This is a genomic window from Burkholderia sp. Bp8994, assembly GCF_003853805.1.
Classification (GTDB): Bacteria; Pseudomonadota; Gammaproteobacteria; order Burkholderiales; family Burkholderiaceae; genus Burkholderia.
In genome coordinates this window covers 1-14,437 of the sequence record NZ_QTQH01000001.1, presented here as the reverse complement: position 1 = coordinate 14,437, position 14,437 = coordinate 1, and the positions used below count along the sequence as shown (strand labels likewise).

The following is a 14,437-nucleotide window of genomic DNA, read 5'->3' as shown; positions in this document are numbered from 1 at the left end:
GGATTTCACGAACTGGAAGGTGATCCATGGACGAGCAGATCAAGGAAAAGATCCTGTCATTGCTGGATCAGCACCGAATCATGACGATCGCCACGCTAAGGCCGGACGGCTGGCCGCAGGCGACCACCGTCGGATACGTGAGCCAGGGACTGACGCTTTACTTCCTTTGCGGCCTGGAAAGCCAGAAGGCGGCCAATCTGGCCCGCGACGACCGGGTATCGCTCACGATCGACCACGACACATCGGATCTGATGGCGATTACCGGTTTGTCGATGGCGGCACGTGCACAACCGGTAACTGATCGTGCCGAAGCAGAGAAGGTCTTGCACATGCTTCCACTGAAGTATCCGGACATGCACGCGCTGCCAATGCCGATGCCGTCTCCTGACGAGGTCCGGATATTTCGCGTGATTCCGATAGTCATTTCGGTGCTCGATTATTCACAAGGCTTCGGGCACACCGATCTTTGCATTTGCTGATCTCCTTCCATATCAAAAACGCAAGACGCCGTGACGCGGTGCTCACATCGTAGCCCCCGATGGGCAACCTGCGCGGAAGCGGGCTGCCTTTATGCATTGATCGTTTTTGCGATCGGCTTCGCCTTCGGGGCGATGCGCGTCCTGCTGCTTGTGCGGCTGCTGGGAGAGACGGCAGCCGTATCGCTCGAAGCGCCGTTCATGCTGGCCGCGAGTTGGTACGTGTCGCACTGGAGCACGAAAAAACACGACCTCCTGACGGATACCAACGAGGCGTTGCTGATGGGCGCGATCGCCCTGGCCACATTGACGATTGCGGAGTTGTGCACCAAAGGACTCCTGTTTGGAAGGACCGTGCTCGAGTACTTTGCCGGCTTTTGGTCTGTGCCCGGCGCGATCGGCCTCGCAAGCCAACTTTGCTTTGCAAGCTTTCCATTTCTGCAGGCGCGCGGTAATCGAATGGGCGCGAGCAGGTGAGCGCAATTGCAGGCGGCCAGGATCGCAACGCCGAAGCGCCCCCTCGGCAAAACCGTGTGACCTGCGATCGGATCCGCTGAACTGCCCTGCTCACGAAGGCTGGTCAGCCAGGAATATATGCAGTTGACGCGTACATGTCGGTGCCCGGAGTCGATGCGATACTCGGACGTTCGCGGTAGTCTACGTGCGAATGGCCGCTTCTGGCGGCGGATTCAACCGGTCGATGCTGACCGACGAGGCAACCAGTTGAATCGGCAACCAAGAGCAGCCGCCGATTTTGCGGTCTTTACGCGTTCTTGGAGGGACTAAAGTTTGCGGTGTCGGAGCGACGGTCGCTTGCCGTCATCGTCGGTATGCAGTTACAGTCGAGTCCCATGTTTGAAGACCTACTAGACCTTCTAAAGAACGCCGGTGTCGATCCAGCCGCACAGCAAATCACTCTGATGCGCCACAAGGATAAGCGGTATCCCCTCGTGAAATATATCGGCACGCGCGCACTGAATCTGTATCAGGCGATGCAGCCCAGAGAGATGCCCGTGGGAAGCCTGCTCGTAGCGTTTTACGGCAATCGGCCCGGCCATGCCCTGCTTCTGGGCGTCTGGCGTGTCGACGGTGTGCTGTCGCCCGGCGAGGCGATTCGTCGGGGACTACTTGAGGGAAGCTTTGAGCCGTTGCACGAGAACTGGGGCGGCTACTACCACGATTTGCGCGAACTCGATCTGCTTGCCGATCTGCGTTTGAAGCTCGAAATCGAGTGGACCGGAAAGGAAGTGGCCTGGCGGCGTGTCCTGCGACCGGAGAAAACCCAGCGAGTACGCCGGACAACCAACTCACCAATCGAGCAAATTGCGCACGAGGCAAAGCCAGGCTCCTGCAGTCAATTTCCTATGCGGATGGGCCGCCGGTACAGCGTCACCGCACAGCTCGAATCGGCGGTGCCGTTCCAGGGACTCACTGGTGTCTCACTCGTTATGGCGGAACTGCGGATCGCACTGCGTGACGCAGCCTGGCAACAGGGGTTGGCTGGCGTGTCCGGAATCTATCTGATCACGGACGAGCGCGGCGGCCAACACTATGTGGGTTCGGCCTCCGGCGCACAAGGGGTGCTACAGCGTTGGAGCAACTATGCGACCACAGGACACGGAGGCAACAAGCTGCTTGCGCAGTTGCTCGCCGCTACGCCTGGACGCGAACTGGATCTCCGGTTCACGCTGCTCGAAGTGTTGCCGGCAGATACATCCCGCCAGGAGGTGATCCGGCGCGAATCGTATTGGAAAGTCGCGCTGGGTTCGCGCACATTCGGTCTGAATCTGAACTGATGCAATCAGCCGGAAACAGCCTCTACGGAACGCTGACCGCAGCGAGACGTGCACCCAAATGGCGTACTACTCTCTAATTTCAGGCGGCAAGCCCCACTCCGCGATGTCGCCCCGGAAGCGTTGCTGACCTCTGACCGTCAGCTTCGGGTAGGAATGCAGCCGCGCCAACGGCATGTTTCCCTGATAGCGCGACGACGACAGCTACTCGGATACGGGCAAGCGAACCGCGCGCACGGTCGTCAAATACGACGGCAAATCGTACGGGATCGACATGTTCAGTACCTTTTGGTATTCGCCCGAGGCGCTGAAGCGTTTCAAGTGAGGCCGCAAGCGGGTCACGCCAGGCCCGCCTACTCCGCCACCTTCGGCCCGATCGGATCTGCCGGCGGCGCCGGCATCCGCAACGCGTCGCCACGCATGCGTCGCGCCTCGCGCGCCGTATAGCGATCCTTCAACCGCAGGAACGGCTTCTCGACGAGGAAGTAGCTGGCCATCGCGGCCAGCAGCGCCCACACGATGCCGAGCGGGAACGCGTGCGGAACCGCCAGATCCGGGTTCGCGAACGGCTGCTGCCACAGATACAGGCTGAACGAGATCGAGCCGACGAACACGATCGGCGCGGCCCGCAGCCACCGCGCGCACCAGAACTCGCTGCGGAAATTCAGCACGACGATCACGATCGCGATCAGCGCGGCCTCGAGCGTCACGCCGTAGGTCGCATTCCAGAAGCCGCCGAGCCGATGTTCGGCAAGCGGCATCCCGAACAGCACGATGAAGACGAGCGCCGTCACGATGCGCGTCTCGCCGCGCCACGAGCCGATCCATGCTTCGAGCCGTTCGCGTTCGAGCGCCGCGTAGCAGCCGATCAGGATCGGATCGACGCCCGTATGCAGCATCATCCCGAGTTGCCCGCGCAGCGCCGGCGCGACGAAATACGTGAGCGCGCGCACCAGCGGCACGGCCAGGATCAGCGCGGCCAGCCAGCGCGTGCCGCGACGGCGGGCGCCAAACACGAACAGCAGCGGCCAAAACCAGTAGAACTGCTCTTCGAGCGCGAGCGACCAGAAATGCCCGAGATACCACGCGCCGTCCGGGTGCAGCACGTTGTCGCCGCTCAGCCCGAACCATGCCGAGTAATTCCACAGATGCAGCGCCGCATACAGCCACTGGCGGCGCCCGACGTCGAGCCAGCCGACGGCGGCGAGCACGCCGACGGTCGCGAGATACACGTAGCACGCCGGCCAGATCCGCAGTGCGCGGCGCACATAGAACGACGTCAGCGCGACCCCGCCGGTGCGCGCGCACTCCGCGCGCAGCACGTTGGTGATCAGGAAGCCGCTGAGGACGAAGAAGATCAGCACGCCGAGCCGGCCGTCGGCGACGAGCCGCAGCGGCGCGAGCCAGCCGGTATAGCCGCCCGGCAGCACGCGTTCCGCATGGCCGACGACGACCATCGTGACCGCGACGGCGCGCAACCCGGTCAGTTGCTTGACGCGATGGTTCATCGGTTCGTTTCCCGTTGGCACGGCGGAGGAACGGAATGAAGGTCGGCGCCCGCGATCGGTGCGCCGATATGCCGCCGGGATTTTGTCTGAAAAATATCCGAATGAAATTGCTCAAAAAATTCCGCCGAGCATGCCGGCCGCAATGCCGCGCCGTGCAACCGGCATCGCCATCGCCATCGCACGCAGCGGCCGCAATGAATGGGCATAATGACAAGCCTTGCCCGGCGGCCGCCGGGCCGATGCCGACACAACGAATCTGCGGCGCCGCAATATCCGCGATACCGGCGCCGCCGTATTCCGATCGCCCACCGGCCCGTGCCTCGTCCGCCGCCCTGCCGACCCTCACCCGGAGCCTGCCTGTGTACCCACCGATCGAACCCTACGCCCACGGCCACCTCGACACCGGCGACGGCCACCGCATCTACTGGGAGCGCTGCGGCAACCCGTCCGGCAAGCCCGCGGTGTTCCTGCACGGCGGCCCGGGCGCGGGCTGCAGCCCCGACCATCGCCGCCTGTTCGATCCCGAGCGCTACGACATCCTGCTGTTCGACCAGCGCGGCTGCGGGCGCTCCACACCGCATGCGAGCCTCGACAACAACACGACCTGGGACCTGGTGGCCGACATCGAGCGGTTGCGCGAGATGGTCGGCGCGCAACAGTGGCTCGTGTTCGGCGGCTCATGGGGCAGCGCGCTCGCCCTCGCCTACGCGCAAACGCATCCGCAACGCGTCAGCGCACTCGTCGTGCGCGGCATCTTCACGATGCGTCGCGCGGAGTTGCTGTGGTACTACCAGGAAGGCGCGTCGTGGCTGTTCCCGGACCTGTGGGAAGAATTCCTCGCGCCGATTCCGCAAGCCGAGCGCGATGACCTGATGGCCGCGTACCATCGCCGGCTGACGGGCGACGACGAAGCCGCGAAGCTCGAAGCCGCGCGCGCATGGAGCCTCTGGGAAGGCCGCACGATCACGCTGCTGCCCGACCCGGCGCTGGCCGCGCACTTCGCGGACGGCCACTACGCGCTCGCGTTCGCGCGGATCGAAAACCACTACTTCGTGAATCGCGGGTTCGTCGAGGAAGGCCAGTTGCTGCGCGACGCGCATCGCCTCGCCGGGATTCCGGGCGTGATCGTGCAAGGCCGCTACGATATCGCGACGCCCGCACGCACCGCATGGGATCTCGCGAAGGCATGGCCCGACGCGAGGTTCGAGATCGTGCCGGATGCCGGACACGCATACAACGAACCGGGCATCCTGAAGGCGCTGCTCGCGGCGACGGACCGGTTCGCGGCGTAAGCGCAAGCAACGCAGCACATACCGCGCAATACCACGCGGCGCGCGGCAGCCGGCCATGCCGGCCGGCGCGCGCCGCCCCGCTCAGAGCGCCGCTTCGACGATCGTGCGGCCGCTGATCGCCCGCTCGACGAGTCGTTCATCGCCAACCTTGCGGATCGCATCGTCGAGCAACCCTTCCGGCTCCTCGGTCGCGACCTTCAGCAGGCCCGACAGGCCACGCGCGTCGAGCACCACGAGCGTTTCCATCGAATCCGCACGGCTCACGAGCACGCGGCGGAACGCCGGGCCCGCGCCGAAGCTCGCGCAAAGCTCGATCGTCTCGTTGCCGAGCGTGTAGTCGAAGTTCTTGATCATGTCTGCCGCCGTTGCAAGGGAATGGCGACGCGCGACGGCGCGGCGCCGTGACGTCGACGCACCCGTGCGTGCCGCCGGCGCCGGATCGGGTCCGATCCGTTCGCCGGCAACACCATGCTAGGCGGGCAGTATTAACGACGACTTAAACGTCCGGCGACCGGCGCGTCAGGCCTTAGAGCGCCTCATCGAGCGGCTCGACCGTCACACCGACCTTCAGCTCCTGATCCGCGCCGCCGCCGCGAATCACGCCGCGCAGCGGCGTCACGTCCGCGTAGTCGCGGCCGATCGACAGCATCACGTAGTCGTCGCCCGGCGCGCGGTCGTTGGTCGGGTCGAGCTGCAGCCAGCCGCCGTCTTCTGGCCACGCCGGGTCGTACACGTCGACCCATGCATGCGATGCGTCCGCGCCGATCAGCCGCGGCTGCCCGGGCGGCGGCTGCGTCAGCAGATACCCGCTCACGTAGCGCGCGGCGAGCCCGAGCGAGCGCAGCGCGCCGATCATCACGTGCGCGAAATCCTGGCAGACGCCCTTGCGCAATCGCAATGCATCGAGCGCCGTCGTCGTGATGTCGGTGCTGTTCGGCGTATACGCGAAGTCGGCGTGAATCCGCCGCATCAGGTCCCATGCGGCCTGCACGAGCGGCCGCTGCGGCGTGAAGCTGGCGGCCGCATACGCAGCCAGTTCGGGATCGCACGCCACGTGCGGCGACGCGAACACGAACTCGCTCGCCGCGTCGTACGGCTGCCCCGCGCGAAACCGCAGGCGGTCACGCACGGCTTCCCATGCGGTTGCGTGCTCGGGGTCGGGATGCGCGATCGCGGGCGGCGGCGCGCCGCGTGCGCCCTGCGACCAGACGGGCGGGCTCACGCGCACCGTGCTGCGGCTGCGCACGAGCAGCGCATCGTGCGGCTGGTTCAGCGCGAACGATGCGCGCGCGTTGCCGAACGCGTCGATCTCGGTGCCGACCGTTTCCGGTCCGGGTTCGATGTCGAGCGCGAACGACAGCACCTGCTGGCGCGGCGTCGCGAGCGGCTGCAGCCGCGCCTGGTGCTGGGCCGATTCGACGCGCGCCGCGTAGCGATATTCGGTGTCGTGCGTGACGCGCAGGACACGACCGGCCGACGTCGTCGGCGTGGCCGACGTGGCCGATGCATTCGAGGCCGCGGGCACGACCGCCGCCGCTGTCTGCTTCGCACTGCCGGGGGCGGCCGCGGGCGGCGTCTTCGCCGCGTGTTTCGGCGTCACCATAGCGTCCTGCCCGCCTCGCGAACGTGGCTGAAATACCGCTCGCCGATCCGGTTCGACAGATCCCACACGGCCTTCACCGTCGTGTCGAGCGCATCGAGCAGCGCGTCGTGCCGACCATCATCTCCGGTTTCACACAGTTCGTGCAGCGACCACGCGGGCACGTCCGGAATCGTCTCGGCCAGTTCGGACAGCGCATAGCCCTCGCTGCGCTCGACCTTCGTCAGCCGGCCGCGCAACGCCTGCACGACCCAGCCGAGCGAGCGCGGATTGTCGGTGTCGAGCACGACGAGCGACAGCAACGGCGCGACGTCGAAGCCGCGCTGGAAGCGCGAGCGGAACGTGATCGTGCTGTCGAACAGCTCCAGCACGAGTTCGAAGCCGTCCTGCCGGTGCACCGCGCCTTCGTCGAACGCGAACTTCAGCACGCTGCACAGGAAGTCCAGCCGGTCGATCTGCCGCCCGATCGACAACAGCCGCCAGCCGTCGTCGCGCGTCATGTTGTCGGTCTGCGCGCCGGTGATCGCGCCGAGCAGCAGCCCGAGGCGCTCCAGCAACTGCAGCGCCTCGTTGCCGATCTGCTCCTCGGCTTCCGGATGATCGGCGCTGTCGGCGAACAGTTGCGTCGCGTCGTCGATCAGCCGCCACTGATCGCTCGACAGCCGTTCGCGGATCGCCGCAGCCGCGCCGCGCATCCCGAACAGGCAGGACGCGATGCCCGACGTGCGGTCCGCGCCGCGCGTCAGCGACGTCGCGAGCGCGTACTGGAACGCACGCGGCGCATCGACGGCGTTCGGCGCGTCGGGCGCGATCAGGCCGGTGTCGCGGCACAACGTGTCGATCAACTCGAGATGCGCGGGACTGTCGACGTCGTCCTCGCCGCGCAGCCGTTCGAGCGCGGCGCGCGCGAGACGCATCAGGTTGGTCGCGCGCTCGGTATAGCGGCCGAGCCAGAACAGGTTCTCCGCCGCGCGGCTCGCGATCGCGCGCGGACGCTCGACCAGATCGTCGGGGCCGAGACGCGTCTGCAGCAGCGTCGTCGAATCGACGATGCCTTCGGTCATCACCCACGTATCGACCGTGCTGCCGCCGCGCGGCATCGGCGCGTTGAACAGCGTATCGCGCGTGCCGACCCGCGATAGTCCGCCCGGCAGCAGCCGCCAGCGCTGCGCGCCGTCGGCGAGCGCGAACACGCGCAGCAGCAGCGGCTTCGGCACGATGCGCGCGCCACCGCTGCCGTCGGACGCGTCGTGCCCCGGCCAGGTCGGCGCCTGCGACAACGGCAGGTCGGCCTGCACCGTGTAATGCTCGGGCCGGGCCAGGATCCGCGCACGCCATTCGGCCAGCTGCGCCGGCGTGAGCCGCGCGCCGATCACCGGGTCGAACGCGTCGCCGGCCTGCACCTCGGGCGGATACGACGGCTTCACGATGCTGCGCGCAAGCTGCGGCAGCGCATCGCCGCACGCGGCCGCCTCGCCGCACCACCACGAATGCACGGCCGGCAGCGTCAGCGTTTCGCCGAGCAGCGCTTCCGCGAGGCGCGGCATGAAGCCGAGCATGCCCGGCGACTCGAGGAAGCCCGAACCCGGCGCATTCGCGAGCAGCACGTTGCCCGCCCGCACGGCCTGCAGCAGGCCCGGCACGCCGAGCATCGAATCGGGACGCAGTTCGAGCGGATCGAGCCACGCGTCGTCGACGCGCCGCAGGATCCCGTGCACGGGTTCGAGCCCGCGCAGCGTCTTCAGGAAGACGCGGTTGTCGCGCGCGGTCAGGTCGCCGCCCTCGACGAGGGTGAGGCCGAGGTAGCGCGCGAGATACGCATGCTCGAAGTAGGTCGCGCTGTGCGGCCCGGGCGTCAGCAGCACGATCCGCGAATTCTTTCTGGCGGGACTGAGCGCCTGCATGCTCTGCAGCAGCGACCGGTACGCGGAAGCGAGCCGCTGCACGCGCAGCCCGCGGAAACCGCGCGGAAAGAGCCGCGACACGATCAGCCGGTTCTCGAGCAGATAGCCGAGGCCGGACGGTCCCTGCGTGTGCTGCGCGACGATCCGCCATTGGCCGTCGGGGCCGCGCGCGAGATCGAACGCGACGACGTGCAGCCACGTGTCGCCCGGCACGCGTGCGCCGCGCATCGCGCGCAGGTAGCCCGGGTGGCCGGTCACGAGCGCGGGCGGCAGCAGCCCGCGCTGCAGGATCGTCTGCGGTCCGTACAAATCGGCCATCGTCGCGTTCAGCAGCCGCACGCGCTGCAGCACGCCGCGCTCGATCGCGACCCAGTCCTCGGGCGTGACGATCAGCGGCAGCAGGTCGAGCGACCACGGGCCGGCCGCGCCGTCGCCCGCGCGTTGTTCGTGGAGCTGGTAGAACAGGCCGTTCTCGCGCATGCGGCGCTGCAGCGCGTCGGCGCGGCGGTCGAGGTCGGCCACGCCGTCGCTGCCGATCGACGTGAAGAAGCTGCGCCATGCGGGGGCGAGCAGCGGCGCGGTGAGGCCGGCGGCACTGCCGCGCAGTTCGTCGTAGCGGCCGGCCGCGGCCGGCGCCGCGAGCGCGGCGGCCAGTTCCGCGGCGTCCGGCTGCGCGCCGGTATCGAAAAGCGTGGGCATCGCGTCGGCGTCGGCGAGATCGTCGGGGTGAATGGGCGGCACGGTCGGTATCGTTCCGTCGTCAGGGGGCAGCGGTGCCCGCGCGCCGCCGCACCGTCGTCCGGGCACGGCAGACGCGGCGGGCGGCCGCAGTCTGCCCGCATCCTAGCACTCCTCCCGGCGCGCCGGGAGGTCGGAAACCGCGCATCGTCGTGCGTCCTTTCATCCGACGATCAGGGCCGTCGCAGGTCGAGCGTGAACGGGAATTCACGGCTCGGCGCGGCGGCCGCCACGTCCATCCGCCCCGGCGTGTGCCCCATCGCGACGAAACGCGCGAGCCGGCGGCTCTCGGCCTCGTACGCGTTGACCGGGAACGTCGCATAGTTGCGCCCGCCCGGGTGCGCGACGTGATACCGGCAGCCGCCCAGCGAGCGCTGCAGCCACGTATCGACGATGTCGAACGTGAGCGGCGCATGCACGCCGATGGTCGGATGCAGCGCCGACGGCGGCGCCCACGCCTTGTAGCGCACGCCCGCGACGTATTCGCTGACGGTGCCGGTCGGCTGTAGCGGCAGCGCGCGGCCGTTGACGGTCACGACGTGACGGTTGTCGTTCAGCCCGGTCACGCGCACTTCGAGCCGTTCGACCGACGAATCGACGTAGCGCACCGTGCCGCCGTGCGCGCCCTCCTCGCCCATCACGTGCCACGGCTCGAGCGCGCCGCGCAGCGACAGCTGCATCCCGTTCACCGCGATCTGGCCGAACAGCGGGAAGCGGAATTCGAAATGCGGCGCGAACCACGCGGAATCGAACGCGAAACCGGCGTCGCGCAGCTCGGCCAGCACGTCGTCGAAATCCATCTTCAGGAACGCGGGCAGCATGAAGCGATCGTGCAGCGCGGTGCCCCAGCGCGTGAGCGGCGTCGTATACGGCGCGGCCCAGAAGCGCGCGACCAGCGCGCGCAGCAGCAGTTGCTGGACGATGCTCATCCGCGCATGCGGCGGCATCTCGAACGCGCGCAGTTCGAGCAGGCCGAGCCGCCCGGTCGACGAATCCGGCGAATACAGCTTGTCGATGCAGAATTCGCTGCGGTGCGTGTTGCCGGTCACGTCGATCAGCAGGTTGCGCAGCACGCGGTCGACGAGCCACGGCGGCATGTCCTGCCCGTACAGCAGCTTGTTGCGCTGGATTTCCGCGAATGCGATGTCGAGCTCGTAGACCTGGTCGTTGCGCGCCTCGTCGACGCGCGGCGCCTGGCTCGTCGGACCGATGAACAGCCCCGAGAACAGGTACGACAGCGACGGATGGTTGTGCCAGTAGGCGATCAGGCTCGCGAGCAGGTCCGGGCGGCGCAGGAACGGGCTGTCGGCCGGCGTCGCGCCGCCGAGCACGAAATGGTTGCCGCCGCCCGTGCCGACATGCCGGCCGTCGACCATGAACTTCTCGCTGGACAGCCGCGACTGCCAGGCGGCGTCGTACAGGAATTCGGTCTGGCCGACGAGTTCGTCGAAGCTCTTCGCCGGATGGATGTTCACCTCGATCACGCCGGGATCGGGCGTGACCTGCAGCAGCTTGAGCCGCGCATCGCGCGGCGGCGGATAGCCTTCGAGCACGAGCTTCACGCCGAGGGCCTGCGCGGTCAGCTCGATCGCCGCGAGCAGGTCGAGATAATCCTCGAGCGCGGCGAGCGGCGGCATGAACAGGTACAGGATGCCGTTGCGCACTTCTGCGCACATCGCGGTACGCGTGATCCACGCGGCCGATTCGAAGCGCTCGGGGTGGCGCTGCGGGTCCTGCGCGGCATGCGCGTGCCGGTCGCCGGCGGCGCTGCCGGCGCTGCCGGCGCTGCGCAACTGCATGACCGTTTGCGCGGACGCTTCGCGATGCACGCCGGCCAGGTAACGCGGCGCGTCGGCCGCACCCGCATGACGCGCACGGAACGCGGCCGCGTCCGGCAGCGCGTCGCGCGGCGCGAACGGATCGCGTTCGACCAGGTACGGATAGTCGGCACCGGCGACCCACGGCAGCGAATCGAGCGGCAGCCGATAGCCCATCGGCGAATCGCCGGGCACGAGGTACATCCGTTCGTCGCGGAAGAACCACGGGCCGGTCTGCCAGCGCGGGCCGTCGAGACCCGGCGCGTCGTCCGTGCGCTTGATCGGCAGCACGTAGCCGACCACGCTGTCGAGATGCTGGTCGAACACCTTGCGCAACCGCGCGCGCTCGAGCTCGTCGTCGAGGCGCGAGTCGAACGGATCGACGTTGACGGGCAGCCGGCGCTCGCGCCACAGGTAGTACCAGACATCCTCGTAGCCGGGCCGCACGAATTCGTCGGTCAGTCCGAGGCGCGCGGCCAGCGCGTCGATGAAGCGCTTCGCGTCCTCGGTCGTGCACGCGGACGGCTCGCGCTCGTCGGCGAACAGCGACGGGTCGTGCCACACGGGCTGGCCGTCGGCGCGCCAGAAGATCGACAGCGCCCAGCGCGGCAGCTGCTCGCCCGGATACCACTTGCCCTGCCCGAAATGCAGGAAGCCGCCTTCGCCGTATTCGGCGCGCAGCCGCTGCACGAGTTCGGTCGCATAGCCGCGCTTGGTCGGGCCGAGCGCATCGGTGTTCCATTCGGCGCCGTCGCGATCGTCGATCGACACGAAGGTCGGCTCGCCGCCCTGCGTCAGCCGCACGTCGCCGGCCGTCAGCGCGCCGTCGACCTGCGCGCCGAGCGTGCGCACGGCGTCCCATTGCTGCTCGGTATACGGCTTCGTCACGCGCGGCGATTCGTACACGCGCGTCACCACCATCTCGTGCTCGAACGACACTTCGCATTCGTCGATCAGCCCCTCCACCGGCGCGGCGCTGGTCGGCTGCGGCGTGCATGCGAGCGGGATGTGCCCTTCGCCGGCGAGCAGGCCCGAGGTCGGATCGAAACCGATCCAGCCCGCGCCCGGCAGGTAGACCTCGCACCACGCGTGCAGGTCGGTGAAGTCGACCGACGTGCCGCTCGGGCCGTCGAGCGCCTTCACGTCGGGCGTGAGCTGGATCAGGTAGCCGGACACGAAACGCGCGGCGATGCCGAGATGCCGGCACAGCTGCACGAGCAGCCACGCGCTGTCGCGGCACGACCCGGACGCGAGCTCGAGCGTCTGCTCGGGCGTCTGCACGCCCGGCTCCATCCGCACCAGATAGCCGATGTCGTGCTGCAACTGCTGGTTCAGCGCGACGAGGAAGTTCACGGTGCCGGCCGGCGTGCGGTCGACGCCGTCGAGATACGCGCGGAACAGCGGCGCCGCGCTCGTCTGCGGATCGCAAGCGAGGTACGGCGCGAGTTCGGTCTTCAGCGCATCGTCATAGCTGAACGGGTATTGCTCCGCGCTGGCTTCCAGGAAGAAGTCGAACGGGTTGTACACCGACATCTCGGCAACCAGGTCGATCGTGATCTCGAAGTGTTCGGTGCGCTCCGGAAACACGAGCCGCGCGAGATAGTTCGAGAACGGGTCCTGCTGCCAGTTGATGAAGTGCTGCGCGGGCTCGACGGTCATCGAATACGCGACGATCGGCGTCCGGCAGTGCGGCGCGGGCCGCAGCCGCACGATCTGCGGCCCGAGGTTGACGGGCCGGTCGTAGCGGTAGCGGGTGGTGTGATGCAGCGCGACGTGAATGGGCATGGGAGAGGCCGCTCGGTTCGGGTTGGACCGGCCGCGCGCGCCGCGTCGCCGTCGCTGCGGCGGCACGGCACGGCGGGTTCGGAGAAGGTATGCGTCAGACCAGTTCGGGCGACTGCACGACGCTGATCTCGATGCCGACGGCGCTCGCGCCAATCCCCGTCACCGGTTGCGCGTCGCGATAGTCGAGGCCCACGGCGATGCGCACGTAGCGCTCGTCCGGGCAGCGGTTCATGAACGGATCGAAGCCGACCCAGCCGAGCCCTTCGACGTACGCCTCGGCCCACGCGTGACCGGCCGGCTGCTGCATCAGCGCGACGGCCTGCGGCTGCGCGCCGAGTGCCGCCTGCGGCAAGCCCTGCGACTGTGCGGCATGCGATGCTCCGAGCACCTGCTGCATGCCGTCGCCCGTCTGCAGCGCGAGCGCTTCCTCGGCATCCTCGTCGCTCGCGCTCTGCTTCGCGTCGGCGATGCGCTGCATCGCGCTGTCGGCGAGCACGTAGCCCGAGATGTAGCGCGCGGGCACCTTCAGCGCGCGAGCGGCCGCGATGAACGCGTGCGCATGGTCGCGGCTGGTGCCCTCGCCGCTTTGCAGCGCGGTTTCGGCATCGACCGGCGCGTCGGCCAGGTTCGGCGCGTATGCGATGCGGTCGTGCACTTCCGTCATCAGCCAGTGCAGCGCATCGAGGCTGTGCGGCTCGATCGGCAGCGCCTGCGTGAGCTCGCGCACGGTGTCGCCGGCCTTCGTGAGCGCGGTCTCGCGCTCGAAGATCCACGGCGGCGCATAGCCCTCGGGGTGGCCGAGAATGCCCGCGCGGTCCTGCGTCTCGACGACGCCGGCCGCGACCACGACGACCTCGTTCTTCGCGCCGCGGTCGTGGCGCACGAGGTCGATCCGGTTGCCGAATCCGTCCGCATAGGAAAGCGTCGGCTCGACGCCGTCGATCGTGACCTGCCACGCGCGCACCGTCTGCCCGGGCCCCGATTGCGGGCGCAGCCGCAGCCGTTGCAGCGCATGGGTGGCTTGATCGTCGAACTGATAACGCGAGATGTGTCGGATGGCGAGTCGCATGGCAAGTCTCAGTCGAAGTTGTAGGCCTGGGCGATATCGATCCCCAGGCTGTTGTTGCGGCCGATGAAGTCGGTCAGGAACTCGTGCAGGCCGCTCTTGAAGATCCGCTCGACCGAGGTGTCGGACAGCATCTGCAGAATCTTCGTGGCCGTGTCGTGACACGGGTGTGTCACGCCGTAATCCTTCGCGAGCAGGTTCAGGCTCGACACCACGCGCCCGTAGCAATAGCGCAGCGAGCGCGGCATGCGGCCGTTCAGGATCAGATAGTCGGCGATGTTCATCGGCTTGTACTGCACGTCGTACACCCAGCGATACGACCGGTGAGCGGCCACGCAGCGCAGGATCGTCTCCCACTGGTAGTTGTCGAGGATCGTGCCCACGTGCGACACCGACGGCAGCAGCAGGTGGTATTTCACGTCGAGGATCCGCGCGGTGTTGTCGGCCCGCTCGACGAA

At 67.9% G+C, this 14,437-nt stretch carries 12 protein-coding genes and 1 pseudogene; 6 read left to right on the top strand and 7 right to left on the bottom strand.

All coding sequences use genetic code 11. The features are described from left to right. The first annotated feature begins 26 nt into the window (after positions 1-26). The 4 genes and pseudogenes from DIE04_RS00065 to DIE04_RS29985 form a co-directional block, all read left to right on the top strand. On the top strand, positions 27-479 hold the full coding sequence (locus DIE04_RS00065; protein WP_124519684.1) for a pyridoxamine 5'-phosphate oxidase family protein: 453 nt from the start codon (positions 27-29) through the stop codon (positions 477-479). 96 nt (positions 480-575) lie between these two features. Then, the gene (locus tag DIE04_RS00060; protein WP_124519685.1) at positions 576-953 is read left to right on the top strand and encodes a hypothetical protein; all 378 of its coding nucleotides are present in this window, start codon (positions 576-578) and stop codon (positions 951-953) included. 374 nt (positions 954-1,327) lie between these two features. Next, positions 1,328-2,272: a GIY-YIG nuclease family protein gene (locus tag DIE04_RS00055; protein ID WP_124519686.1), complete on the top strand. Its 945-nt coding sequence runs from the start codon at positions 1,328-1,330 to the stop codon at positions 2,270-2,272. Between the two features lie 187 nt (positions 2,273-2,459). Further along, positions 2,460-2,594 (top strand): annotated as a pseudogene (locus DIE04_RS29985) (multidrug ABC transporter ATPase); the annotation flags it as partial. Between the two features lie 28 nt (positions 2,595-2,622). Here DIE04_RS29985 and DIE04_RS00045 read toward each other — a convergent pair. Next, positions 2,623-3,777, bottom strand: a complete 1,155-nt coding sequence (locus tag DIE04_RS00045; RefSeq protein ID WP_124519687.1) for an acyltransferase — start codon at positions 3,775-3,777, stop codon at positions 2,623-2,625. Here DIE04_RS00045 and DIE04_RS00040 point away from each other — a divergent pair. After that, the gene (locus DIE04_RS00040) at positions 3,761-3,985 is read left to right on the top strand and encodes a hypothetical protein (RefSeq protein ID WP_124519688.1); all 225 of its coding nucleotides are present in this window, start codon (positions 3,761-3,763) and stop codon (positions 3,983-3,985) included. The two genes, DIE04_RS00045 and DIE04_RS00040, sit on opposite strands and share 17 nt — an antisense overlap. A gap of 151 nt (positions 3,986-4,136) precedes the next feature. Beyond that, positions 4,137-5,069, top strand: a complete 933-nt coding sequence (gene pip, locus DIE04_RS00035) for a prolyl aminopeptidase (RefSeq protein WP_044843979.1) — start codon at positions 4,137-4,139, stop codon at positions 5,067-5,069. An 81-nt stretch (positions 5,070-5,150) separates the two neighbouring features. Here pip and DIE04_RS00030 read toward each other — a convergent pair whose 3' ends face one another. The 6 genes from DIE04_RS00030 to DIE04_RS00005 form a co-directional block, all read right to left on the bottom strand. Then, positions 5,151-5,423 carry a hypothetical protein gene (locus DIE04_RS00030; protein WP_124485046.1) on the bottom strand — a complete coding sequence of 91 codons (273 nt, stop codon included), beginning with the start codon at positions 5,421-5,423 and terminating at the stop codon, positions 5,151-5,153. Positions 5,424-5,595: 172 nt separating this feature from the next. Next, positions 5,596-6,672 (bottom strand): transglutaminase family protein, encoded by a 1,077-nt coding sequence (locus DIE04_RS00025; protein ID WP_124519689.1) that lies wholly within the window; start codon positions 6,670-6,672, stop codon positions 5,596-5,598. Then, the gene (locus tag DIE04_RS00020) at positions 6,666-9,272 is read right to left on the bottom strand and encodes a circularly permuted type 2 ATP-grasp protein (protein WP_124519707.1); all 2,607 of its coding nucleotides are present in this window, start codon (positions 9,270-9,272) and stop codon (positions 6,666-6,668) included. Before DIE04_RS00020 ends, DIE04_RS00025 begins: the two co-directional genes overlap by 7 nt. A 212-nt stretch (positions 9,273-9,484) precedes the next feature. Beyond that, positions 9,485-12,913 carry a DUF2126 domain-containing protein gene (locus tag DIE04_RS00015; RefSeq protein WP_124519690.1) on the bottom strand — a complete coding sequence of 1,143 codons (3,429 nt, stop codon included), beginning with the start codon at positions 12,911-12,913 and terminating at the stop codon, positions 9,485-9,487. Positions 12,914-13,007: 94 nt separating this feature from the next. Further along, positions 13,008-13,982 carry a transglutaminase family protein gene (locus DIE04_RS00010; RefSeq protein WP_124485049.1) on the bottom strand — a complete coding sequence of 325 codons (975 nt, stop codon included), beginning with the start codon at positions 13,980-13,982 and terminating at the stop codon, positions 13,008-13,010. 8 nt (positions 13,983-13,990) lie between these two features. Continuing rightward, the coding region (locus DIE04_RS00005; protein WP_148091644.1) for an alpha-E domain-containing protein at positions 13,991-14,437 on the bottom strand (447 nt) is incomplete at its 5' end.

Bases quoted from the DNA above. Each gene is read 5' to 3' on its own strand.
- DIE04_RS00065 (WP_124519684.1), top strand. From the start codon at position 27: ATGGACGAGCAGATCAAGGAAAAGATCCTGTCATTGCTGGATCAGCAC.
- DIE04_RS00055 (WP_124519686.1), top strand. From the start codon at position 1,328: ATGTTTGAAGACCTACTAGACCTTCTAAAGAACGCCGGTGTCGATCCA.
- DIE04_RS00045 (WP_124519687.1), bottom strand. From the start codon at position 3,777: ATGAACCATCGCGTCAAGCAACTGACCGGGTTGCGCGCCGTCGCGGTC.
- DIE04_RS00030 (WP_124485046.1), bottom strand. From the start codon at position 5,423: ATGATCAAGAACTTCGACTACACGCTCGGCAACGAGACGATCGAGCTT.
- DIE04_RS00025 (WP_124519689.1), bottom strand. From the start codon at position 6,672: ATGGTGACGCCGAAACACGCGGCGAAGACGCCGCCCGCGGCCGCCCCC.
- DIE04_RS00020 (WP_124519707.1), bottom strand. From the start codon at position 9,272: ATGCCCACGCTTTTCGATACCGGCGCGCAGCCGGACGCCGCGGAACTG.
- DIE04_RS00015 (WP_124519690.1), bottom strand. From the start codon at position 12,913: ATGCCCATTCACGTCGCGCTGCATCACACCACCCGCTACCGCTACGAC.
- DIE04_RS00010 (WP_124485049.1), bottom strand. From the start codon at position 13,982: ATGCGACTCGCCATCCGACACATCTCGCGTTATCAGTTCGACGATCAA.